We start from the raw sequence: 24,633 nt of genomic DNA on the forward strand, positions 1-24,633 counted from the left end.
TCCTACCTATTTTTTTTAGCACCTAACAGGAACATAAATAAGTTGATCTTTTATAAAATTAAGATGAAGTTGGACTCCAGCAAAAAAGTAAAACATACCTATTCAAGCTACCAAAAGCAGTTTTATAACATACTAATGGCTTTTAGATGATGCTTTCATAAACACCATACAATGTTGCCATGGAAGATTACTTATGTTACTTTCTAATTTAAAACCTGCCGCCTTAAATTCCTTAACAGCTTGTTTTTCGCTCATTTTATGAACTTCCTTAATGGGTACACTGGCATCTTCAGCTCGATACTCTATTAAATAAACTCTCCCATTAGCTCGCAATGCTTTTTTTATAGATGCTATCATTTCTACTGGATAGCTGAACTCATGGTATACATCTACCATCAGTACTTTATCTACCGATTTTTCAGCTAAGTTGACGCTCTTTTCGCTTCCTTTTACAACGTCCACATTATCAATCTTATTAATATCAATACGATAATCCATTACTGCTAACATTTCCTCTTGAATATCCACGGCATAAACAAATCCTTTTTTTACTGATGGAGCTATTTTAAAAACATGATAACCCGATCCTGCGCCAATATCTGCAACGGTATCCCCTGGTTGGATGTTCATATTATTTAACAGTTTGGCAGTGTTCTCCTCCTTTTCGCGTTCTGGGCGATCTAGCCAGTCCATTCCCTCATAACCCATCACATAAGCTATTTCTCTTCCCATATACCACTTACCAGTGCCATTAGGATCTCCTTTTTTATACGTATAAACATCTTCAGAGCTTGTGTTTTGAGCTATTGCCATACTGGAAAGGCATAGCAGTAGCAGTAATGTTGTCATTTTAATCATAGGAAAGATCTTTATCGATTTACCTATTATAAGTCGTTTTTTGCTATAAAGCTTAAAAGCATCATACGGCAAAGCCTTCTGTTAGGTCTGTATACCTGTTTTCAGATTTTCTATTTTGATAGGAACGCAAAAATGAAAGTGCTTTTTCCGAATATTTAACCCGTAATCACATAAAAATAAATGCCTGGTTCTCCAATCAGTAATTCTATAAGCGCAATAATATGATTTAATCAATAAGCTTAAAAAATATATCGAAAAGGATGATGATTTCTATTTTGTCAAGAGGTGAAATTTTTAAATGTGCTTATATTTGCTGCCATAATAACAGGTGTTCACCTGTCATGTGCGCATTTTTACAGACTTTGTTTCTAATAAACCCTTTCTGCTGAATGAATAACGAACAAACTGCAATACGAACGACTTACTTCAGTATTATCGGGAACATTGCTTTAGCTCTTATAAAAGGATGTGCTGGTTTCTTTGGAAACTCCTATGCTCTTATCGCAGATGCTATTGAATCAACAACAGATATTTTCGCTTCATTTTTAGTTTTATTAGGTTTTAAATATGCCAAGAGGCCTGCAGACGAAAATCATCCCTATGGACACGGTAAAATTGAACCATTAATCACGTTTGCTGTAGTCGCTTTTCTTGTAGTCTCAGCTACCATAATCGCATATGAGAGCATTCAAAACATTCAGACTCCCCATAAAACTCCTAAATCTTGGACTTTAATTGTTTTAGGTTTGATCATCATCTGGAAAGAAGTCTCTTTTCAAATCGTCATAAAGAAAAGTAAACAAACGAATAGTTCTTCTCTTAAAGCAGATGCTTGGCATCATAGAAGTGACGCAATAACATCTGTAATGGCTTTTATTGGAATTTCAATAGCTATCTTTTTTGGAAAAGGTTATGAAACTGCTGATGATTGGGCGGCCCTATTTGCATCTGGATTTATTTTATATAATAGCTATTTGATTTTAAGACCTGCTTTAGGCGAGGTTATGGATGAACAACTCTACGGTGATCTCATAAATGATATTAGGATCAAATCGATAGAAGTAGAAGGTGTTTTAGGTACTGAGAAATGTTTTATACGCAAAGCTGGGATGAAATTTCACGTGGATTTACACGCCATAATAAACGGAGAAATTTCTGTAAAGCAAGGGCATGACATCTCACATCATCTAAAAGATCATTTAAGAAAGGAATTACCCAATTTAGGACATGTACTCATACATATCGAACCAGACAAATAAGAAAGGTCTTAAAATCGTCTTAGATTTATAACTGATTTTACTCCTTTTATTGAAAAACTATAAGCGCTCTAAAAACTCTATTTAACAAGTGAGCTTACAGGTAATAAATTCACTTCTTAGCAGCTACTTTCTTACTTTCTTAAAAACACCTGAGATTCATCAAAAAATGGTGAAAACTGAAAACAATTGATGAAAATCAGCCTTTTTTTAATAAAATTTGGCAAAACACCCAACCTGTCACCGACAAATTGACGCTTAAACAAGTCTATTTAAAATTAATATTGTAAATTTATTAATCTTTTTAACTCTATGCCTTTAATTCTGCAACTATTAGTGTGTTAATTTAAAAATACCTTAATTCTTTAAATTAAAAAGTCATATTAACACTTCTGTACAATACTTGCACAAAGTAAGGTTCAATTAATATTGATAATGAATACCTTATAACATGAAAGTATTAGTAATTGGCGCAGGAAATATGGGCTTCACTTATTCTGAAGGAATGGCAAGCTCCCCGCTGCTCTCTAAACAGAAACTTAGAATCTACGATACAGATCCTAATAAAATTAAAACACTAAATGAAGATGGAAGGTTTAATGTTTACAGCAAACTAGAAGATTGTCTGCCTAAATCAGACATTGTATTTATCGCTGTAAAGCCTTATCACTGCGAAGGTTTGTTCGCTGAAATGAAACCAATGGTCAACAAGGAACAATTATTTGTTTCTTTGATGGCTGGAGTTACCATTGAAACTATTCAAGAGCAATTAGGTGTTAAAAAAGTAGTGAGAACCATGCCTAATTTACCTGCTCAGGTGGGCAAAGGAGTTACTTCGTATACGGAGTCTGAAGAAGTTACTAAAATTGAGCTTCTTATGGTAAGGAATCTATTAGACACAACGGGTACCTCCATACATGTCACTACCCAAAAATTCATAGATGCCTCCACCGGAATTTCTGGTAGTGGACCGGCTTATGTGTTTTATTTTATGCAATCTATGCTAGATGCAGCCCTTAAAATGGGGTTTTCAGATTACGACTCTAAAGTATTAGTAAGCAGCACCTTTGAAGGCGCTATAGAATTGTTCAATCAGAACAACTTATCTCCTGAGTCGTGGATTGATAGAGTAGCATCCAAAGGAGGAACAACAAGAGCGGCTATTGATTCCATGGAAGATAATAACGTTAATGAGCTTATAAAAGAAGCTGCGTATGCAGCATTTGATAGAGCAGTAGAACTTGGTAAAGAATAATATGAAACCAAAAAGAATAGTAGTAAAAGTAGGAACCAACGTATTAACTAATAAAGACAATAGGATCTTAGGACCTGTCATTAAAGAATTGGTACGTCAAATCTCCGTGTTGTACGAGCGTGACATTATGGTTGTTTTAGTATCCTCTGGATCTGCCATAGCGGGAAAAGAAGTTCTTGGAGATACTAAAATAAAAGATCCAGCCATTAGAAGACAAGTGTACTCTGCAGTAGGGCAGCCTAGAATGATGCGCCATTACTACAGTATTTTTCATGACTACGGAATGCGATGCGCACAAGTTTTAGCCACTAAACGTGATTTTGACCCTGGAAAACACAGAGAAAACATGATCAATTGCTATGAAGGTTTGCTCTATGAAGGAGTGATCCCAATTGCTAATGAAGATGATGCGGTTTCACTAACTATGTCCATGTTTTCAGATAATGATGAACTGGCTAGTTTAGTAGCAGAATTATTAGACGCAGATAAGTTGATTATCTTATCTGATACCGATGGACTGTATACAGGACATCCAGATGATAAGGATTCCAAAATGATCAACGAAGTAACCTCTGACCAAAACGTAGAACAATATGTAAAAGCTTCTAATAAGAAAGAAGGCGAAGGTAGAGGCGGTATGGGATCTAAATTAAAGGTTGCTAAAAGTACGGCCAAAAAAAATATCCCTACTTACATTGCTAACGGTAAACGTGCTAATGTTATTGTCGATATCGTTGACGATAAAGAAGTAGGAACAAAATTTATACACTAAAAAAGATTCAAATAGATATGAAATTATTAAGCTCAGAAATAAAAAATCAAGTTCTCAACTCAATGACTACCATTATTGATAGAGAACGTAAAGCTATTCTAGAGGCTAATAAAACTGACTTAGAAGCTTTTAATAGAGAAGATCAAGCTCTTTATGACAGACTTGTGGTGAATGATGCCAAAATTGACGGTATGATCCAAGCCATTAAAGAAGTTCAGGCTCAAGAGGATCCTGTAGGAAAAGAAATATCTGATTTAACTTTAGATAGCGGATTGAAAATTACCAACAAAACCGCTCCATTTGGAACGATCATGATTATATATGAATCCAGGCCAGATGTAACTATAGAAGCCGCTGTACTGGCTTTTAAAGCCAATAATAAGATTTTATTAAAAGGTGGAAAAGAAGCATTAAATAGCAACATCATTCTAGAAAAATGCTGGCACGAAGCTTTAGAGGAAAATGGACTTTCCAAAGATTGGATCAAATTACTCCATTTAAAACGTGAAGAAACTCAAGAGTTCTTAAAAAATCCAACAGAAAAATTAGATCTTATTGTCCCTAGAGGTGGGGAACGTTTGATCAAATTTGTCAAGGATAATGCCACCTGTGCTGTACTCATCAGTGGTCGCGGCAATAACTTTCTATATGTCGCAAAAGATGCTGATTGGGAAAAAACAATTAAAGTGATTGTGAATGCAAAAACGGATAAAATCTCAGGATGTAATGCGTTAGATAAAGTCTTAATAGATAAAAACATTCCAAACTATCAAGACAAGGTGCGAGAACTACAGACTGTTTTGACAAACTTAAAAGTGGAGTTGGTAGTTGATCAACATATTGGGGAAATTCTTCCTAATGAAAACGTCATATCCGATCATGGTGTATGGTATGAAGAGTTTTTGGCCATGAAGCTATTAATTGCCGAGGTTGATAACGCTACTACCGCTATTGATATGATTAATAAATTTTCAGGGGGCCATTCAGCTGTGATACTTACAGAAGATAAAGAAGCAGCTAAAGTCTTTATGGAACAAGTAGATAATGCCGCAGTCTACCATAATGCCTCCACAAGATTTACTGACGGTGGTCAAATGGGTGTTGGTGCAGAGTTAGCGATCAGTACCGATAAATTGCATCATAGAGGCCCATTAGGCTTAAAGCAATTGGTGACAAATAAATATTATATTTTTGGTGATGGTCATGTAAGGGAATAGTCTGTTACACTTCTATCACCGAGTATTTGGTCCATTCTTTAGCAAAGTAAGAAACCTTGATACTCGATTGTTTCAATAAACCATCTCCAGCGAGATGGTTTATTTATTTCTTAAGGAGTCGCTTCAAGAATCTAGCTCGCTTTATAGAATGCTTTACTGATAAAAACTTGCTTTAGGAACCTAAGGCTTTTAAATGTTCCGCTTTCGCGGAAGCGAGAAAACATCTATCCCGCCTTATATAAAAAAGATCTTCGACATTCAGCCTCTCATAAACGCTTAGGTTATCTGTGGCTATACTTTCGGCTTAAGCGAAATACAACCAAAACGAAAGCTGTTGCGATCAATAGCAATAGAAATACATAGCTCATCATTAAATTACTCCAATGAGAGATCAAACCCAATAAAACAGGACCGACAAGAAACCCCGTAAAACCTATTCCAGAAACAACTGAAATAGCAACAGACGTATTCATATGTTTTGTTTTACCTGCTAACCTGAAAACTTCAGGGATGATGACAGAAATCCCCAAACCTAATACCCCAAAGCCTAGAATAGAAGTGTAAAAATTGGAAACCAATATTAAAGAGTAAGCAATCGCTGCGATGATCAAACCAAAACTTATCGCCTTGATGGAACCTATTTTTTTACTGACACCATCTCCTAAAAACCTGCCAATAGTCATGGTAAGAGAAAAAATTACAAAACCAAAACCTGCCTGACTTTCTGAAACACGGACAATATCAAATAAAAATAAATTGCTCCAATGCTCTACAGCTCCCTCATTAAACATGATTATAAAAGCTATTATAGACAATCCTAATACTGGCTTTACGTTTTTAAATATATTGGTGCTTTCACTGCTCTTATCTTCTTCTAGTTCTACGATGTTTTTATAACTAGGAGATAATACTAAGGTGGATATGATGATAAAGGAAGACATCAATAACATATGGTAACTTGGATTTGAAAACTGGACGATTAGAAAACTACCTATTCCTGCTCCAATAAAGCCACCTAAACTAAAAAAGCCATGGGCTGCAGACATAAAGTTTTGCTGATCTCTTTTTTCTATTATGGAAACCAAAGCGTTCATTGACGTACCTGTAAAGCCAGAAAAAATACCAGTGAACAATAAACTACTACACAGTAAATAATAATTAGGAGCTATTAATGGTAAATTAAAAAATAAAGCCAAAAATAGAATACCTACTTGAGTAGAACGACCCGTACCTATTTTGTTATTTATATAAGGCACAAAAGGGATGGAAATTAATAAACCACAGGCCGTGAAAAATAGAGCCAAACCAATTTGTGAATCGTTCAATTCAAATTTCATTTTAATATGTGGCAAATAAAGTATCCATGTTCCTATCAAAATATTAACTGATGAAAACACCCAGGAAGGTGCAAAATATTTTAAGTTGGAAAGAATGAGTTGTAGGGATTTCATTAACCAGATTTTTTTTGCAAAGAAACAACACAGACACCTTATCTAACCTTTTATTTGGAAGCTTATTTAAAAGGATAATGGAATACATCAAGTCAGAAAACTACGAACATTTACGAGCATTACTAGGAACTGCTAAAACCTGTTTCCTGAATTTTAAGAAATACTAAAAAGTGTGATTGATAAAAATCCTTTTATTATCTTGACCCCTACACGGCAGAACTAAACCATACCTTCACACGACCCTTAAAGAATGGAATTATCTACAGATTTTAAAAGAGCTCTACGACTATTTGTATACTATTATACCAATGGAACACTTGCCTATTTAGTTACAGATGGTCATTTACTTGCAGAGGCAGACTATATGGCTAAGCTCGCTGATCAGCCTAGCAATATGGAACAAGTTTTTGCTATATACACTAATAATATCAAAATGGACGAGAATGGTAAGGTCTTAAATCAAAAACATGCGATAAACAGAGCGGCACAATACATTATTACTGTATGTAATGAAAATGCTGAAAATGCTGAAAATTATAAGGTTATTCCAGAATTTGAGCCTTGGGAAATGGAATTGCATTGATGTTTTAGCATAGAAAGCGTCCAAAGAAATATCAGAATTTACATTTACCTGTTTTCTATCTACAATTAGACTGCCTGGCAATTCTCTAGTTTAGGGTATCAAGACATCATTAGAATTGCGCTTAAAAACAAAAGATAGGCCTATCGCCTATCTTTTGTATGGAATGATGTTTCAAACAATACTAAATAGTTTCTAAAACTGCTGTATGTTTCTTTTTCACTTTGTTGTGGCCTGATGTATTATCTGAAGACAATTTCCATTGCATTCCTTTTTGATAGATTTTGATACGGTTATCATCTCTAGGGTCCATAACCATTAAATAAATCCACTCTTGGTCTAATAAGGATTGGAGATGTTCATTTCTAGATAAAATATCTATGATTATGGGTAATGGTGCGTTAATAAGCACCGACAAGCGAAGTGGCTGATGGTACATTTTTGAATCGGTTTCACTTACCGACTGTAATGGTAAGCCCATTTTTAAATCACCTCCATTGCCTTGTACCACACCAAATTTTCCAGTAACATTATGGGTTATTTTAGAACCCCCGCCGAATGTTTTATTATCTACAGTCGCAAAGTAATAATGGTTATTAATCCATTGAGTAACCACCATCGGCCCCTGCATAATACCTTCTAAAGCCTGTCCAGTTAGGTCTTGCTCCCAATCATAAGAGTGTAAAAAACACCTGCTATTCAGGTTGGTATTCTTTGTTAAAGCTCTTGGCGCAACTATAAATCCAGCGTTTTTTGCAAGTCCCCATTCTGGTCTTGTTTCGCCCCAATCATTTGCTTTTCGCTCTGCTGTTGCCACAGCATCTTCCACTCCTAACCTATCTTTTGTGGCGGTTTGTTGTGCTTTCTTTAAACCTTCTTTTAACTGGTTTAGTTTTTCTTGATGAGAAGCTGGAACGGCTGCATCAAAAATCTCTATTTCGTCTGTTGTTGTATTGTGCTCTGCTCCTATAAATACAGTTTCATCAGGAATGACCAATTGATACTTGGTAGATAAAACAGCTCTTACTTCTTTCAAATTGGCCAGTTGAGCTAACATACGCGCATTATGCCTTCCTGGACTTGCAGCACATGCGCCACAATCCAAACTTGATGCAAAAGGATTATTTGCCGTATGACTTCCATGACCGGCAAAAACTACTAAGGGTGCAAATTGGGTCCACCCTGTTAAATCAAAAGCCGATTTTACAATTCCTACTTTATCTTCTAATGGAATCCCTTCATTTTCTTGAGTTGCGCTCGTACAATTTATTTGTGGTTCTGCTAGGTGTTCAAAAGAAGTGTTCTTTTTATTCTTAAATCTATACAGGAAGCCAGAAGATAGGGTGCGCCCTAACAATGAAAACCCGTAGAATAAACCAGCACCTTCCACAAAACCAAAGGTCGATGGCAACATATTTTTCATTCGTTTCAAGAAATATTCTTTAAATTTTGAAACCTCATTTTTCTTTTTAAAGGCCGCCATATTTTCCTTCTGACCTGCCGCTGCTGTTTCTGTAACCTGATAGGCAGAACCTAAAATCGGAGGACAAGATTTTCTGGTGATGTCATCCTCTAGATTTGTATAATCCATAGCAATTCCGAAAAAGCCTGCATAACCAAAAGTTTCATAATCCCCTTGGGCTTCTACATGCCTTCTTATAAGTTCAGACCTGGTATCAATACAAAATACCAATTGCGCATCTGGCACTGTAGTTACCGCTTCTGATTTAGGTGCATTATTTATAGTTTCAAGCATTTGGTGTTGCCAGCTTTGCTCCCAGGCTTTCAACCATATATATTTGAGTTGAGCGTCTTTTTTTGAAGCAGTCAAATTTGTTTTTTGAACCAAAGAGATTTTTTGGTTGTTAGCGATCCATAATCGAACTGCTAAATACTGCTCCAAACTTATTGGGAATTCTTTTTGCCAGCCCGAAGCTGCTTCTGTCCTATAATTGATATAACCCGTCCATCCTGGTAAAGCTGCTAGATGTTGCGTAAAGATCTCTTGATGCTGAGCTGCGGGATATTCCTTTAAAACTTCCATCAAAGCCTCTTTACTTGATTTAGGAATGTCAGAACTGCGTTTGATCTTAAAGTCTTTATCGTATTTTGCTAGTTTTCGCCAGGCGTTGTAAAAGCCCTCTTCTTTTCCAGGCATTTGCCACTCGGCTATTCCTTCATCCATAAAAGCTGCTAACCATTTGGCCATCATTCGATCTAAGTCATGATGTACATTCAGCTCCTCTAAGTTTTCATTTTCCATTTGACTTAAATAGAATTCTGGAGTTTCGGTAAATTTATTTTCTTTTAATAAATGACCGAGTACCTCTCTATCTATTTCTCCAGTGTGCAAGGCTTGTTGAAAAAGTGCTGCTTTAGGAAAAACACTTGCCTTTAGATAATGCTTTGCTGTCCATACCGCTTCAGTAAAGTGGGAGTTTTCATATCCAGAAAGCGGATTAGAAGTTACAAAAGAGTACAATGGCCAAGTCTTACCAATTACTTTTGCCGCTTTCTCTATATTATTTAAAATGTCTGCTTCTATCATTACGAGTTAGATTTATACATTAATACTGTTTTTTTATAAGGTTGGGATACGTTCATAAGCTTCACATACAACCAAGGTATTTGTCTATAAATACCGAGTTTCATAATAAAGAATCCTATTAAAAAGACCATCCCAAAAATGATTTGAAGTGCAGAAAGTGGCAATGCCTCAGCTACGTTAGGCATAGATCCCATAAGGACAGTAACCACATTGTACATCAATCCATAAGCTCCTATACCCAGTAAGAAAATAACAGGCGGCACGATTAATTTTTGCCCTGTGGATAGACTCTTTTCTTTTACTATATTATAGGTTACTTGTCCTACCGTAATTGCTACTATGAGGATTAAAAAGATACCACTGTCTAAGGCTGTTCCTTTACCTGTAATCAAAGAAAAGAGAATAGCCGCTAGTATACCATAAATTAAAACAAGTAAAGCCTGTAATGGCTTGATACGAATTTGCTCGGTACTTTTGGGAGCAGCATGTTGTATTTCTTCTCCTGAGGATAAAAATAAATATGCTTTGTAAAAGCCGTGAAGTATCAAGTGAACTACTGCTGCATTATAAAAACCTAACCCGCATTGCATGATCATAAAACCCATTTGGGCAATAGTAGAACAAGCTAGTTTCTGTTTTACATTTACTTGAATAAGCTTTGTAAACTGTGCTATTATTGCCGTTAAACCTCCTATTATGAGCAATACATCTTGTGTATTGGAAGCAAAGATGAGCGATGCAAAAATAGCCAGTAATATTCCAGACCCATTTACAAAACCTGCATGCATTAATGCAGATGCCGGTGTAGGCGATGTCATAGCCGAGAGCAACCAACGGTGAAAAGGATATATGGCCGATTGTATAATTGCAGCGGTAATGATACAAAGTGCTGCAATGAATAAGATATAATAAGGCGCTGTATCTATTTGAGAAATAAATTCACTTACCAAAAAAGTGTCCAATTGAAAGGCGAGTAATAACAAGCCCACTGCTAAGAAAAAAGTCCCTGATAAAAAATAACGCTGTGTAAATTTGGAGGCTTCTCTAGCTTCTCCCCAATCTTTATCAACCCCTATCAATTGAGACATTAAAAATCCCATGAACAACCAGCTGCCTATTACAAAAAGAATATGGTTCGAAATGACAAAGAGCATTACTGCAAGTGTAAACCCAAAACACAGTATCATAAACCTGTTTTGATACCTAAAGCCTTTCAAGTAATTAGTAGAATAGGTGCTGATCAAGGCACTGAAAAATGTTACGGTAGACCAGATCAAAATGGTAAATCCATTTATTTTAAATAAGTCCCCAATAGCTACTTCTGGGATATTTGGGTAAAAAAAAGAAAGTGTCAAAATGTTTAAAACAAATGACACCCATAATAAAACACTTAATGTTCGTGAAAGAGTTGGAGAAGAGTTCTCCTCTGGATTTTTTTCATTTGCGTGAGCAAAACCAGTACGTAAATTTCCTTTAAAAGCCATGATTCATTTTTAATTGCTGTTTTATAAACTCCAGGCAAATTTCATATAATTTATCCATTAATTTTTATTTATTGTTTCTATGATATGTATAACTTATATTTATGTGTTAAGCTCAAGAAAAATAACGGCTTAGTAAGGAGTTGTTTTTTGAATCAAGCCTATTTTAACATCTTATGGAATTAAAATAAGTTTAGGATGCAGTTGTTCTGTTTTGTTTTCCAGACATGGGTGGAAGGCATAGATTTATTGCGCAATTATTTTTTATTTGTTGCTGGTCTCGCTTTCGCGAAAGCGAGACCAGCAAACTACTCCTTCTAAAGCACGTCAAAACAAAACCCTTAAGGAAAACAGAAATACGAACCGATTGCTACTTCTAAAGGATGAACTAGTGAATCCTGTTTATACATTTCTTAAAAGTTAGTGCTTTACATTTCTGAAATATTTTTGATCTAAACAGAAACCTATTTATAATCTACATTAATTCTGATGCTCGCTAAACTGTTTCTAAGAATTCATTGAAAACACACAAGGTTGTATTATTAGAATTTTAACCTCACTAAAATTTATAATTTAAAGGTTATCCATAAAAGCGCTAACGTAAAGCCTGTTTAATTTTTTATCCAAAAGTTAAAGGAATTGTTAATTAAGGTATAGATTTGAAGTAAATGACAATAAATTGAAAAAAGTTTTTTCGATAGTAAAAGAATACAGAAAAGTCCATTCTATATGACCTTAGATTACCCTTCTATATTGTTTTTTTTGGCTCTAAATAATTTATTTATCATCACCTTATTTGCCTATCAATATTTTTACCATCACAAAAAGTGGTTTTTATTGATATTTGCCTTAGGCATCATGTTTCAAACCATTGTGATTTTTATCTACAGTATTAAAGATAGTCTGCCTCTATTGTATGTAGTTCGTTTCAATAATTTTATTACGATTTTAAGTTTTGCATTGACATCCTTTGCACTGGTCTCCTTTGATGGTAAAGTTCGAAAAAAACTGATCTGGACCTTCTGTATTATAGGGTTACTATTTTACTGCTCTATTTTGTTTGTTGAAGAAAACCAAATAGCACTGAGTGTGATACGCATCATTTCCTGTTCTGTTTTTTATGGAATCGGTTCCTTTTATCTTTATCATAATAAAAATAAGTACAAATTCTCCCTGCTTTTATGTGGTGTGCTTTTCATCTATTCCATTTTTCAGCTGGTTCGTGCTTTTCGAATATCCCAAATAAAACACTCCTATGATTTTATGGAGGGTTCGATAATCAATGATTGGTTTCTTATCATTACCGTATTTGTCATTATTGCCAGCAGTATAGGATTTATAATGCTTTTAAATGAAATAGATCAAAAAACAATACGTGAAAAAAATATAAAGATCAAAAAGGATCAACTTCAACTTGAAGAACTGAATCTAACCAAGAACAAGTTGTTTTCCATTATATCACATGATTTAAGAAGTCCCTTTAATAGCATTATAGGACTCACAGACTTATTAAAGTACAGCACAGAAAATAAGGATCTAGAAGAATCTGAAAGCCTGGCAACCATGATAAATACCACAGCAAAAAGCACACTTGTTTTGCTTGATAATCTATTAAACTGGACAAAATCACAAACAGGTCAAATGAGTTTTACCCCGACTTCATTAGGTTTACAACCTATAGTTTTGGAGGTATTTGAAACACTGCATACTAATGCCGAGGCTAAAAGCATATCATTAAATTATGATAGCTCTATTCAAACCAATGTGTATGCTGATGAAAACATGTTGAAAACAATTTTACGCAACTTGATCGCTAACAGCATAAAATTTACCTATACCAATGGTAAGATTGATGTATGCGCCATTCAAAAACCAGACTTAATTGAAATTAATATTTCAGATAATGGAATGGGGGTGCAGGAAGACATTCGAGATCAATTGTTTCAAAATAGCGCCACGACGACTACTCTAGGAACAGCAAATGAAATAGGATCTGGTTTAGGTTTATTGATTTGTAAGGAGTTTGTGGATAAACACAATGGGGAAATTTGGGTGGAAAGTGAACTAGGAAAAGGAAGTGTGTTTAAATTTAACCTTCCTTTGCTAAAATCTTCCTAAAGAGTATCTATCAACTTACAATAATTGGTTTCCAATTATCAGATTTTAGCCAATAAATAAACTAAATACCATTTATAGATAGTCTAATAATTTATTATTTAAATTCCTTCCCGATTTACATAAAGCATTGTGCTTTATTGTTTTAAATCAAAATCAAAATAAACACTTATAGCTTGAATTCCATGTTTTTGATAAAATTTGGTCTTCTGATTCAAATAACACTTTTGAAACGATTATTATTTTTTAAATTACAACGAAATAAATTTTTTATGCAAGCTCAGTTGACCGAAAAATATCTGAATCAAAGCAAAGATCTTTTTTGGATGGTTGATATAGACTTTCAATTGATTTACGCAAATACATCATACCTGAACTTTATGAGAGAAGCGACCGGTATAGAAAAGAAACTAAATGAGTCTGCATTTGTCGAGCATTTTGGAAAAGAGGATGTAAAAAAGTGGACTGCCTACTATAATAGAGCGATTGAAGGAGAATTTTTTGAAATAGAAGAACATTTCTACAATGAAAAATTCAATGAAATTCATTACAGTCAAATTACCTTTGAACCACTAACTGGAGATGACACTAAGATTTTTGCGGTGTCTTGTCATTCTAAAGATGTCACAAAGATTGTAGAAAAAAGAGGTCATGCAAGCCAATTAATGGATGCTTCTTTAGATGTTTTTTGTATTGTAAACGAACAGGGGAAATTTGTTTTCGTGAGTGCCTGTGCTATAAACCTTTGGGGCTATCTTCCAGAAGAGTTGGTAGGTACATCTTATATAGATTTAATTTTAGAAGAGGATAAAACAAAAACTAGTAAAATCACTGAAGCTATTTTTAGAGGTGACGAAATTAAATCTTTCGCTAATCGTTATAAAAAAAAGGATGGCCGTATTGCATTCAATTTATGGTCAGCACGATGGGATAATACTACTAAACTACTGTATTGCGTAGCCAAAGATGGTAAAGACTTAATTAAGCAAGAAGAAAAGGCTTACCTAAGCGAGCAACGTTTTAAAGCGCTGGTTCAAGAGGGTGCTGACATGATCGCTATACTTGATGCAAAGGGTAACTATATTTATGGAAGTCCTACCTGTATTTCTATACTTGGAATCCCTAAAGAAGAATTTATAGGTAAATCTGCATTTGAATTTATTCATCCAGTAGATGCAGATCAAGCTTTAAAGGGTTTACAAAAATTAACCACAAAAAACCGAGTGGTTTTAGCTCCCTATCGATTCAAAAATCATATAAACGAATGGAGATGGTTGGAGACGGTAATGACAAATATGTTAGACAATCCCGTTGTTAACGGTATTGTAGCGAACTCTAGGGATATTACAGATAGAGTAGAAGAAAAACAGCAACTAAAGCTCCTTGAAAGTGTTATTACACACACCAAAGATGCTGTTTTGATTACAGAGGCCGAACCTTTTGACGAACCAGGCCCTAGGATCATTTATGTCAATGAAGCGTTTACTAAAATGACTGGTTATGAAGCGGAGGAAGTCATTGGTAAAACGCCTAGAATACTTCAAGGACCTAATTCTAATAAAGAAGAATTGGCTAAACTACGTCAGGCACTTAAAAATTGGAAGCCTTATGAAATGACCACCATCAACTACAAGAAAAGTGGTGAAGAATTCTGGATCAATTTTGCGATTACTCCAGTAGCCAATGAAAAAGGCTATTACACTCATTGGATTGCCATAGAACGAGATGTGACAGGCCAAAAGGTCAAAGAACAGGAAAGAGATCTTGTTAACGAAATAAACGAGATTTTCAATCAATCTGATGATAAAGACCTAAGCAGTTGTCTAAAAGATCTTTGTGAACACATCACTAAGTTTGGAGAATTTGAGTTCGCTGAACTCTGGTTGCCTGCTATAGATGGAAAAACGATCAATCGTGCAGCAAATTATTTTATAGGAAACGTAGGAAGTCTATTTTATAACACAGCTAAGGATTTAGATTCCTTTGAATTAGGAAAGGCAATTCCAGGCCATGTCTGGAAAAACCAAACGACGGAGATTTGGGAAGATACTGATAAAGAATGGAAATTCTTTAAAAGAAAAGCAGCGGCTAAAAAAGCAGGAATAAAATCCATGTTGGGAATGCCTTTAAAGCACAATAATGAAATTGTAGGAGTACTCTTGATAGGTACGGGAAAAGCCAAATCTACTTTAGCTCCATATTCAGGGCTATTTAAAAAATTAGAGTCCATTATTGGTACGGAACTAAGTCGAAAGAAAATAGAAATCGAACTTGCTCAAATTTTTGAGTTTACCCCTGATATGATTTGTCTGTCAGGCTTTGATGGCTATTTTAAACGTATGAATCCAGCTGGCTTAGAATTACTAGGCTATTCTTTAGAAGAAATACGCTCCAAACCTATCCTTTCTTTTATGCATGAGCAGGATAGGTTGACCACTAGTAAAAAGCAACAGAATCTGTATAACGGTGAAGCGCTCCGAAATTTTGAAAACCGTTATATCACAAAAAAAGGAGACATGGTATGGTTAAGCTGGACAGCTATTTCGGTGCCCGAATATGCCACTGTGTATTCAGTTGCTAAGAACATTACGGAAGAAAAAAAATTAAGAGAGTTGAACCGTCAAGCCGGTAGGCTGGGGAAAATTGGTAGTTGGGAATTTGACATATTAAATCAACATACTTTTTGGACCAATGAAGTTCATAAATTGCATGAAACAGACCCAGAGTCGTTTGTTCCAAGTTTAGAAAGTAGTATCAACTTTTATCGTAAGGATTTCCAGCCTTTAGTAAAATTGAACGTTGAAAAATGTATATCCACTGGTGAGCCTTTTGATATTGAAGCAGTTATAATCACTTCCAAAAAGAAAGATTTGTGGGTGCGCGTCATTGGAAATGCGGAAGTTGTGGACGGTAAGTGCTTACGTATTTATGGCAGTACTCAGGATATTGACGACCTTAAAGCAGCCGAAATCAGACTGAAATCCTTAGCGGATAATATTCCAGGCGTAGTATTTCAATATTTAATATATCCTGACGGTACTGATGCTTTGAATTTCGTAACCCAAGGTTCAAAAAAAACCTGGGGTTTTTCTTCTCAAGAAGTTCTTCAAAACAATCAGTTGGTATGGGATAATATAAAAGCTGGAGGAGAATTTGAAAAAGTTCAAAAAAGTATAACAGATTCTGTCGAATTCAAAACAAAGTGGACGTGTCGCTTCAAATATGTGATGCCCTCTGGCGAACTTCGAACCCATTTAGGAAGTGGAACCCCTGCTTTTTTGGCAGACGGCACCATTTTATTTGACTCCATTATACTTGACGTAACACAAGAGGCCAAAAACGAGGAGTTGCTCGCACAGACTGCGAAAATTGCACGTATAGGCAGTTGGGAAATGGATTTAACAAACCAAGATGACAATCATATGTACTGGTCTCCTATGTTATTTGACATATTGGAACTGGATGATAACTACAAACCAACCTTAACCGGAGCTATAGAATTCCATATAGGGGAAAGTAAAGAGCGAATACAGAAAGTACTAGAGGTTTTAATTAGTGATGGTGTTGAGTTTGATGAAGAAATATTACTAGTTACCGCTAAAGGAAATGAACGATGGAGCCGTGCCATTGGTAAAAGCGAAGTCGTAAATAACAAGCGCACTAAAATTTATGGTAGTTTTCAAGATATTAACGAACGGAAAAAAGCGGAGTTAGCTATTAGAGACAGTGAGGAAAAAAGAAAGCTTATCTTGAACGGTGCGCTAGATGCAATTATTTCTATCGATACGAATGAAAGGATCACTTTCTGGAATCAGCAGGCTGAAGTTATTTTTGGATGGAAAGAAGCAGAAGTAATTGGAAAACTACTATCTGAAATGATTATACCCTTACCGTTACGCAAATACCATGTGCAGGGGTTGAAGCATTATCTTAAAACAGGCGAAGGTAAAGCCCTCAATGTCTTACTGGAGTTATCAGCTATCAGGCAAAATGGTGAGGAGTTTCCCATTGAATTAACAATACTACCGATAAAACAAGGAGGAGAAGAGTTTTTCTGTGCATTTATCAGGGATACTACCGAGAGGAAAAAAGCAGAGAAAAAGATCCTTGATGCCAATGAACGCTTTGAAAAAGTAATAGATGCAACCAATGATTCCATTTGGGATTGGGATCTCGTAAAAAATACTAACAAACGCCATAAAGTTGTGGAACGGTTTTTTGGAAAAGAATCTTCCAAATCATCTCCTATTACCAGCTTCTGGCAAGACAACTTTCATCCAGAAGACCTTGATAAAGTTCATTACAGTGTTCACAAAGCTATAAATGACCCTACCTGCAATAGATGGGAATTGCAATACAGAGTAATTAATGAAAAAGGAGAAATACTCTATGTAAAAGACAGAGGTTTGATCATGAGAAATAAGGAAGGAATTGCGTTGCGCATGATAGGTGCTATGTCTGATATTTCAGACCAAAAACGCATGACAGTTCAATTAAGCGAACTCAATAAGGACCTTCAACAACAAACGCTCGAATTGAAACGCTCCAATGATGAATTAGAACAATTTGCTTTTGTAGCCTCTCATGATTTACAAGAGCCCTTAAGAATGATTTCTAGCTTTATGGATTTATTGAAGCGAAAATATGGAGACCAACTTGATGATAAAGGAAACCAGTACATTTATTTTGCTACTGACGGAGCCAAAAGGATGAAGCAGATTATACTTGATCTGTTAGATTATTCAAGAGCAAGCAAACTTACCGAAGGAACAGAAACAGTAGATGTAAATCAGGTTCTTTCTGAATTTAAACAACTTAGGAGAAAACTTATTTCAGAGAAAAATGCGGCATTTAAATCTAACACTTTACCTATCTTAATTACTTACAGAGCAGCTATTACACAAATATTCCACTGTTTATTAGACAATGCGCTCAAGTACTCAGAAGACAGTATCAATCCTATTATTGAAGTAGATGCAACAGAAAATGAAAAGGGATGGGAATTTGCTATTAAAGACAATGGAATTGGTATAGAACCTCAATTCCATGATAAAATATTTGTTATTTTTCAAAGACTGCATAACAATGAAACCTATGCCGGTACAGGAATTGGACTTGCTGTGGCTAAAAAACACGTAGAGATTTTAAAAGGGAAACTTTGGCTAGAATCTGAACCCGGAAAAGGATCTATTTTTTACTTTACAATTCCTAAATCAACTGATTATGAATAATCAAAAAAACAAACTCGCTCACATTTTGCTCGTAGAAGATAACGAAGGGGATGTTCTACTCACGATGGAAGCTTTTGAAGAGTGTAAATTAAAAATAGAATTGAGCGTTGCGAGAAACGGCAAGGAAGCTCTTGATTTTGTTTTTAAAAAAGGGGCGTTTAAAGATGTAAAAACTCCTGATCTCATTTTATTAGACATCAACATGCCTATATTTAATGGACATGAAGTCTTACAGCAAATTAAAGCCGATTCTAAGCTCAAAAAAATCCCTGTAATTATGCTGACGACCTCGTCTAATCAAATGGATATCAATAAAGCTTATGAAAACTACTGCAATAGCTATGTGCAAAAACCTCTTAATATGGTTGAATTTCTAGATGCGATACTGAAAATTGAGCAATTTTGGTTGCAACTCACTTCATTAGCAAAGTAACATGATCAGACAATTGGAAAACTATATAGAAAAGTTGACTGTTCTCGTTATTGAGGACAATCAAGGGGATTTTATTTTGATCGAAGATTATTTACTTGAGAAGTTCAAACAAATAAACATCATACATAAGACCAATTATGAAAGCTCCATAAAATACCTTAAAAGTAGGGAGAAAGAAGTTGCTGTCATATTGTTAGATTTGCACTTGCCAGACATGCAAGGTGTTAATTTGATAAAAAAATTATCAGACCATAATTTTCATATACCCACTATTGTTCTAACTGGATATTCCGATCTTAAATTGGCTAAGCAAAGTCTTCAAATTGGGGCATATGACTATCTTATTAAAGATGAAATCAACCCAATCGTTCTCCATAAAACCATTGTTTTTGCCTTAAAAAGAAGCGAGTTTATTCATCAAATTGAAGCTGAAAAGGACAATTACGAGAACCTTTTTAACTTTAGTCCGCAACCTACGTGGCTCTTAGAGGCTCAGTCTTTAAAAGTACTCAATGCAAATATTGCGGCACAAACGACCTATGGGATCTCTATTGACGATTTTTTAAATATGTCGTTTACACAATTACATACGGTAGAGGAAAAACAGCGTATCAAAAACAAGTTCCTTTCAAAGGAGCGCGATGTTAATGATGAACACTTCACACACCTACTTAGTGATGGTACTGAAATCAAAGTAGATGTCTATTTTCAGGAAATTAAAACCCATTCAGGCAACCGGCTGATTGTGCAATCCAATGATGTATCAGAGACCTTGAAACGCATCGATACCATTGAATTTCAGAATGCTACATTAAAGGAGATTGCATGGACCCAATCTCACGTGGTACGTGCCCCATTATCCAGAATATTAGGGATTATAAACTTAATTGAAGAGGAACCCGAAAACTTTGATGAACTTTCATTTTGGTTAAAGCAGTTAAAAAATTCAACCAATGAAATGGATGAAATCGTAAAAAAAATAGTTGATGAAACAAATCGTTTTGATCATAAATAGACTTCGCAAATGAAAAAAGAACTTTTTATTATAGATGATGATCCCATTCAACGAATAATTATTTCGAAAATGGCTGAGATTATAGACTGCTCTTTGATTGTTGATCAATCTGAGAATGGGAAAATAGGTTTAGAAAAATTGGAAAAAATAAAGAATTCAAATCATACAACCATCGTAATATTGGATATCAACATGCCAGTTCTAGACGGCTGGGGTTTTTTGGATCAGATTGAGAAATGTCATTTCTACAACTTGCCTCAACTTTTTATTTATATAGTTTCTTCATCTACCGATGAAAGCGATATTTTAAAGGCCCGACAATATAGCTTTATCAAGAGATTCTTGCATAAACCATTAAGTAAAGAAGATATTGGCACCATCATAAACTTGAATTAGACTTTTTACAAGTCTCATCAAATCAACTACCTGTTAATACAGTCCGCTTATGACCTATGGATCCTGTGTAGAAATAGCTGTTCCTAATCTAAAGAATGTCTTGCTCTACTGGTTGGAGCATAGTTTTTATACGATCCTGTCATCCTTTATGAATCTAATCGACATTAACCCAGCAAAAAAATTCTTATGTGATAGATGTTATTCAAAAACCCCTTAAAAAAGCAAACCTATATAAAATAGGTGTAGGAGGGTAGGAAATTCCGACTGCTTTTTGCACTTCTCCTTTTTTAACCGATACTTACAATTTTACTTTATACAGAGCTATTTTCAATAAGGTTATTAGACACTCAATAGCGATAAAATTTGTTTTTATTTTGACCTTTTTTAACATAAGAAAAGTAGAAAAAATAGGTTTTTATTTTAAATTAGAGAACATTGTAAATACCTTAGATAAATTTGCCAACTTCATAAGAAATTAAAAGAGTGATCAAAAAAAGTATAATGGCAAAATTAGACGAACACGGCTATTTGAACTTAAGGATACTAATGCATCGTAAATAGTTAAAACATTTATTAAAGATAAAATGATAGAATTAAAAGGGAAAAATGCGCTCATAACAGGATCTAGTCGAGGAGTAGGCCAACAAATTGCATTGGGACTTGCCCAACTAGGATGTCATGTTATCGTACACGGAAGGAAAGAAGAAAATAATAAAGAAACGTTGGAACTGTTAAAAGCCTATTCAGTAAATACTTATAGTGTTTATGGCGATCTATCTGATGAAAATCAAATTAGTGATTTGATAGACCAAGTTAGAACGCTACAAATACCAATTGACATATTATACAACAACGCGGGAATAATGAGAGATTATCGGGAGGATATATGGTCTCATACAACAGAGGACTGGTTAGAAACCTACAAAGTGAATGTTGTTGCCATGTATAAACTTTGTAGTGCATTTGTCCCTTTAATGATAGAAAATAATTTTGGACGAGTGGTAAACACCACTTCTCGAATAATGGACCAGCCCCAACTAGCTCCTTATGGTGCATCAAAATGGGCCGTTGACAAATTGTCCCAAGATATAGCTGCTGCAGTAAAGAATACACCTGTACGAATAAATTATATGGATCCAAGCTGGTTGAGGACAGATCTAGGTGGTGAACATGCTGATAACCCAGTGGAAGCAGTGCTCCCTGGTGCCTTAGCACCTCTTTTAATTGATGATGACGGACCAAATGGTCAGTTTTTCTCTGCAATAGAGAATTGACCTTAAATAATTCTGTCTTCTCATTGAGGCAAATGAATTATATGTTCTACTGCAAATTAAAATACAGTAAAAATGAGGGTTAAAGTTGAAGTGTAAAATATAGAAACAATCTCCGTACCCAAGAAAAAATAACGAACTTGATTCATTGTGCAATCTAAGCTACCATAGGGTTTTCTAATATATTCTCTATTTTTTCCTTTATTTGGTTAATATTTTTACAAATAAGCAGTTTATCCCCTACTGCTCCATTATAGTTTGAAAACAACCAATTACTTAATAAATATAAAAAAAATAATTTAAAATAATGATGCTAATAATTGGAGCTGGCTTATCTGGCCTTTTAACAGGGTATTTTCTAAAAAAAGAAGGCATTCCGTTTAAAATTTTAGAAGCGAGAGAAAGAGTTGGTGGAAGAATCAACACGGTCTATGGAATTAGTAATACACCTGTTGAAATGGGAGCTACATGGTTCACCAATCAACATAAACACTTGATAGCGCTGTTAAACGAATTAGAGCTGAATTATTTTGACCAGCATACGGACAGTAGTGTTTTATTTCAATCCTCCAATACTTCACCCATACAATCTATTAAAATCCCTAGTCAACAGCCTAGCCATAGAATCGCTGGCGGTACCTCCCACCTAATAGAAAGCTTACTGCAAAAGCTAGATAGTAAGGATATCTTGCTGAATCAATCTGTAAAGAGTATAAAATGCTATGAGAATACTGTTCAAGTGATTACAAATGAGGTTTTTGAAGTTCATAAAGTTATTATGGCCATTCCTCCAAAATTGTGGTCTAAAAGAATCGTTTTTGAGCCTGCTTTACCTCAACAATTGATAGATATTGCACAGCAAACTCATACGTGGATGGAGGATTCCATTAAAATTGCTCTGACCTATAGTCTACCATTTTGGGAAGGAGAAAACCTCTCTGGAACTTTTTACAGTCCTACAGGACCCATTACCGAATTATATGACCACTGCAATCATCAAAGAACTAAATACGCCCTCTGCGGATTTATAAATTCATCTTTTAAAAACTTATCTTATGCTGATAGACGTAGGAGCGTGATCAAGCAGCTAAAAGATGTTTTTGGAAATCAGGCGGAAGAGTTTATTGATTACAACGAATGTGTGTGGAGCGAAGAAGAAAACACCTTTCAACCATCTGATGAGTTTCTTTATCCACATCAAAATAATGGAAACCTAATTTTTAGCAACTCCTATTTTGATGATAAATTGTTTATTTCCAGTTCAGAGTCAGCTGCAGAATTCCCCGGGTATATGGATGGAGCAGTATATGCAGCTCATGTAGTTGCTCAAAAAATCATAAATACACAGCTCTAAGTGTATTGCAATGAGCTCTTAAAAGCTCACATAATAAACACCTTGTAGAATTTCTATTGGGCTTTTATTTACAAGAGTACTTAAGCAAATCACCAAAGAACAATTGTCCACAAATAAAAATTTATAGATGATAAAACCAGCAGATCATAAAAATGAAAAAGAAAGATTAGAAGATCTTCAATCCTATTCTATTTTAGATACCTTATCAGAAACTGATTATGATGATATAACGGCTATTGCAGCAGAAATATGTGGGACAGAAATTTCTTTGATAAGCCTAATTGACGATAAACGTCAATGGCTCAAATCTGCTCACGGAATAGACCTGAAAGAGACTCCAAGGGAAAATGCCTTTTGTGCTCATGCTATCAATGACCAAGAAAATGTGTTTATTGTTCAAGATGCCAGATCAGACGAGCGATTTCATGACAACCCATTGGTAACAGGAGAGACTTCTTTAGTCTTTTATGCCGGTGTTCCTTTAGTGAGCGACAATGGTCTTCCTTTAGGTGCTTTATGTGTGATTGATAAAAAACCAAAATTATTGAGTCAAACACAAGTGAAATCTCTGAAAGCCTTAGGGCGTCAAGTGATGCATATATTAAATCTCAGGAAGACAAAATCAACCTTAGAAAAAACATTAGAAAATCTAGAAGAAAAAAATCTAGAATTGGAGCGCTTTGCATTTTTAGCTGCGCATGATCTTAAATCCCCTTTAAATAATATTAACGGGCTGTCGCAATTATTTTTAGACGTTTATGGTTCTGAAATTGATGAAGAAGGAAAAGAAATGATCAGTCTCATTACAAGCTCAAGCAATAAACTAGGAAAACTTATTGACGGATTACTTGAATACAGTAAAAGCGAAACTATATTAAATGAAAAAAAATCCAACATAAATTTAAAACATTTGATAGAAGACATTAGCGGTCTTTTTGCTTACGAGCACCAATTAGAACTCCAATTAAATTCTTCTATAACTGAGATATCAGTAAATAGAACAGTCCTAGAGCAAGTGCTGATTAACCTCATCACAAACGCAATTAAATATAACGATAAAGAACAAGTAGAAATTGAAATCGGTGTTACCGCATCTGCCACTCACTACAAATTTTATGTTCAAGATAATGGCCCTGGTATCGCTTTAGAAAATCAAAATAAGATATTCGAGATGTTTGAGGTCTTGGGCAATAAAGATAAGTTTGGTAAGAAAGGTAACGGAATCGGTTTAGCGACAGTAAAGAAAGTAGTTGAGCATAGTGGCGGCAGAATAAAAGTAACATCCGAACCGAAAAAAGGAGCTAGATTTATATTTACCTTAAAAAAATAAAGATCCTCAACAAATCAATTGAAACAAAAAACAAGCTGTTCTACTTAATACCCTAAAATGCCTTATTTTT

At 34.9% G+C, this 24,633-nt stretch carries 18 protein-coding genes; 14 read left to right on the forward strand and 4 right to left on the reverse strand.

Features of this window, described 5'->3' with window-relative positions:
• Positions 1-132 precede the first annotated feature (132 nt).
• On the reverse strand, positions 133-858 hold the full coding sequence (locus F0365_RS14380; protein WP_240961706.1) for a class I SAM-dependent methyltransferase: 726 nt from the start codon (positions 856-858) through the stop codon (positions 133-135).
• 389 nt (positions 859-1,247) lie between these two features.
• On the opposite strand from F0365_RS14380, the gene F0365_RS14385 reads away from it, so the two are divergent.
• The 4 genes from F0365_RS14385 to F0365_RS14400 all read left to right on the forward strand — a co-directional run bounded on the left by F0365_RS14385 (position 1,248) and on the right by F0365_RS14400 (position 5,358).
• On the forward strand, positions 1,248-2,117 hold the full coding sequence (locus F0365_RS14385; RefSeq protein ID WP_169934330.1) for a cation diffusion facilitator family transporter: 870 nt from the start codon (positions 1,248-1,250) through the stop codon (positions 2,115-2,117).
• 448 nt (positions 2,118-2,565) lie between these two features.
• Positions 2,566-3,369 (forward strand): pyrroline-5-carboxylate reductase, encoded by an 804-nt coding sequence (gene proC / locus F0365_RS14390; protein WP_169934331.1) that lies wholly within the window; start codon positions 2,566-2,568, stop codon positions 3,367-3,369.
• A gap of 1 nt (position 3,370) precedes the next feature.
• Entirely contained in the window at positions 3,371-4,141 is a 771-nt protein-coding gene (gene proB / locus F0365_RS14395) for a glutamate 5-kinase (RefSeq protein WP_169934332.1), read from the forward strand.
• Positions 4,142-4,158: 17 nt separating this feature from the next.
• Positions 4,159-5,358, forward strand: a complete 1,200-nt coding sequence (locus F0365_RS14400; RefSeq protein WP_169934333.1) for a glutamate-5-semialdehyde dehydrogenase — start codon at positions 4,159-4,161, stop codon at positions 5,356-5,358.
• 281 nt (positions 5,359-5,639) lie between these two features.
• On the opposite strand, the gene F0365_RS14405 is transcribed toward F0365_RS14400, so the two are convergent.
• Positions 5,640-6,809 (reverse strand): MFS transporter, encoded by a 1,170-nt coding sequence (locus F0365_RS14405; RefSeq protein ID WP_169934334.1) that lies wholly within the window; start codon positions 6,807-6,809, stop codon positions 5,640-5,642.
• Positions 6,810-7,059: 250 nt separating this feature from the next.
• Here F0365_RS14405 and F0365_RS14410 point away from each other — a divergent pair, with 250 nt between their 5' ends.
• Positions 7,060-7,392 carry a hypothetical protein gene (locus tag F0365_RS14410; RefSeq protein ID WP_169934335.1) on the forward strand — a complete coding sequence of 111 codons (333 nt, stop codon included), beginning with the start codon at positions 7,060-7,062 and terminating at the stop codon, positions 7,390-7,392.
• Positions 7,393-7,573: 181 nt separating this feature from the next.
• Here F0365_RS14410 and F0365_RS14415 read toward each other — a convergent pair whose 3' ends face one another.
• On the reverse strand, positions 7,574-9,937 hold the full coding sequence (locus F0365_RS14415; protein ID WP_169934336.1) for a DUF2309 domain-containing protein: 2,364 nt from the start codon (positions 9,935-9,937) through the stop codon (positions 7,574-7,576).
• Entirely contained in the window at positions 9,937-11,421 is a 1,485-nt protein-coding gene (locus tag F0365_RS14420) for a proton-conducting transporter membrane subunit (RefSeq protein ID WP_169934337.1), read from the reverse strand. Before F0365_RS14420 ends, F0365_RS14415 begins: the two co-directional genes overlap by 1 nt.
• 195 nt (positions 11,422-11,616) lie before the next feature.
• On the opposite strand from F0365_RS14420, the gene F0365_RS16690 reads away from it, so the two are divergent.
• The 9 genes from F0365_RS16690 (at position 11,617) to F0365_RS14460 (ending at position 24,563) form a co-directional block, all read left to right on the forward strand.
• Positions 11,617-11,739 (forward strand): hypothetical protein, encoded by a 123-nt coding sequence (locus F0365_RS16690; RefSeq protein WP_262889013.1) that lies wholly within the window; start codon positions 11,617-11,619, stop codon positions 11,737-11,739.
• A 408-nt stretch (positions 11,740-12,147) separates the two neighbouring features.
• Complete coding sequence (locus F0365_RS14425; RefSeq protein WP_169934338.1) at positions 12,148-13,536, forward strand: sensor histidine kinase; 1,389 nt, start codon at positions 12,148-12,150, stop codon at positions 13,534-13,536.
• Positions 13,537-13,805: 269 nt separating this feature from the next.
• A complete protein-coding gene (locus tag F0365_RS14430) occupies positions 13,806-18,764 on the forward strand; it encodes a PAS domain S-box protein (protein ID WP_262889045.1) in 4,959 nt (1,652 codons plus the stop codon).
• Entirely contained in the window at positions 18,757-19,197 is a 441-nt protein-coding gene (locus F0365_RS14435; RefSeq protein ID WP_169934340.1) for a response regulator, read from the forward strand. Before F0365_RS14430 ends, F0365_RS14435 begins: the two co-directional genes overlap by 8 nt.
• Before the next feature lies 1 nt (position 19,198).
• A complete protein-coding gene (locus F0365_RS14440) occupies positions 19,199-20,212 on the forward strand; it encodes a response regulator (RefSeq protein ID WP_169934341.1) in 1,014 nt (337 codons plus the stop codon).
• Positions 20,213-20,221: 9 nt separating this feature from the next.
• On the forward strand, positions 20,222-20,608 hold the full coding sequence (locus F0365_RS14445) for a response regulator (RefSeq protein ID WP_169934342.1): 387 nt from the start codon (positions 20,222-20,224) through the stop codon (positions 20,606-20,608).
• A gap of 584 nt (positions 20,609-21,192) precedes the next feature.
• The gene (locus tag F0365_RS14450) at positions 21,193-21,882 is read left to right on the forward strand and encodes an SDR family NAD(P)-dependent oxidoreductase (protein ID WP_169934343.1); all 690 of its coding nucleotides are present in this window, start codon (positions 21,193-21,195) and stop codon (positions 21,880-21,882) included.
• A 304-nt stretch (positions 21,883-22,186) separates the two neighbouring features.
• Complete coding sequence (locus F0365_RS14455; protein ID WP_169934344.1) at positions 22,187-23,233, forward strand: flavin monoamine oxidase family protein; 1,047 nt, start codon at positions 22,187-22,189, stop codon at positions 23,231-23,233.
• A gap of 127 nt (positions 23,234-23,360) precedes the next feature.
• Entirely contained in the window at positions 23,361-24,563 is a 1,203-nt protein-coding gene (locus F0365_RS14460) for a sensor histidine kinase (protein ID WP_169934345.1), read from the forward strand.
• Positions 24,564-24,633 lie beyond the last annotated feature (70 nt).

The sequence above is a fragment of the Nonlabens sp. Ci31 genome, from assembly GCF_012974865.1.
In the GTDB taxonomy this organism is placed as follows: Bacteria; Bacteroidota; Bacteroidia; order Flavobacteriales; family Flavobacteriaceae; genus Nonlabens.

Excerpts from the sequence above, each read along its gene's own strand:
- F0365_RS14380 (WP_240961706.1), bottom strand. The coding sequence starts at position 858 with ATGATTAAAATGACAACATTACTGCTACTGCTATGCCTTTCCAGTATG.
- F0365_RS14385 (WP_169934330.1), top strand. The coding sequence starts at position 1,248 with ATGAATAACGAACAAACTGCAATACGAACGACTTACTTCAGTATTATC.
- proC (WP_169934331.1), top strand. The coding sequence starts at position 2,566 with ATGAAAGTATTAGTAATTGGCGCAGGAAATATGGGCTTCACTTATTCT.
- proB (WP_169934332.1), top strand. The coding sequence starts at position 3,371 with ATGAAACCAAAAAGAATAGTAGTAAAAGTAGGAACCAACGTATTAACT.
- F0365_RS14400 (WP_169934333.1), top strand. The coding sequence starts at position 4,159 with ATGAAATTATTAAGCTCAGAAATAAAAAATCAAGTTCTCAACTCAATG.
- F0365_RS14405 (WP_169934334.1), bottom strand. The coding sequence starts at position 6,809 with ATGAAATCCCTACAACTCATTCTTTCCAACTTAAAATATTTTGCACCT.
- F0365_RS14410 (WP_169934335.1), top strand. The coding sequence starts at position 7,060 with ATGGAATTATCTACAGATTTTAAAAGAGCTCTACGACTATTTGTATAC.
- F0365_RS14415 (WP_169934336.1), bottom strand. The coding sequence starts at position 9,937 with ATGATAGAAGCAGACATTTTAAATAATATAGAGAAAGCGGCAAAAGTA.
- F0365_RS14420 (WP_169934337.1), bottom strand. The coding sequence starts at position 11,421 with ATGGCTTTTAAAGGAAATTTACGTACTGGTTTTGCTCACGCAAATGAA.
- F0365_RS16690 (WP_262889013.1), top strand. The coding sequence starts at position 11,617 with ATGCAGTTGTTCTGTTTTGTTTTCCAGACATGGGTGGAAGGCATAGAT.
- F0365_RS14425 (WP_169934338.1), top strand. The coding sequence starts at position 12,148 with ATGACCTTAGATTACCCTTCTATATTGTTTTTTTTGGCTCTAAATAAT.
- F0365_RS14430 (WP_262889045.1), top strand. The coding sequence starts at position 13,806 with ATGCAAGCTCAGTTGACCGAAAAATATCTGAATCAAAGCAAAGATCTT.
- F0365_RS14435 (WP_169934340.1), top strand. The coding sequence starts at position 18,757 with ATGAATAATCAAAAAAACAAACTCGCTCACATTTTGCTCGTAGAAGAT.
- F0365_RS14440 (WP_169934341.1), top strand. The coding sequence starts at position 19,199 with ATGATCAGACAATTGGAAAACTATATAGAAAAGTTGACTGTTCTCGTT.
- F0365_RS14445 (WP_169934342.1), top strand. The coding sequence starts at position 20,222 with ATGAAAAAAGAACTTTTTATTATAGATGATGATCCCATTCAACGAATA.
- F0365_RS14450 (WP_169934343.1), top strand. The coding sequence starts at position 21,193 with ATGATAGAATTAAAAGGGAAAAATGCGCTCATAACAGGATCTAGTCGA.
- F0365_RS14455 (WP_169934344.1), top strand. The coding sequence starts at position 22,187 with ATGATGCTAATAATTGGAGCTGGCTTATCTGGCCTTTTAACAGGGTAT.
- F0365_RS14460 (WP_169934345.1), top strand. The coding sequence starts at position 23,361 with ATGATAAAACCAGCAGATCATAAAAATGAAAAAGAAAGATTAGAAGAT.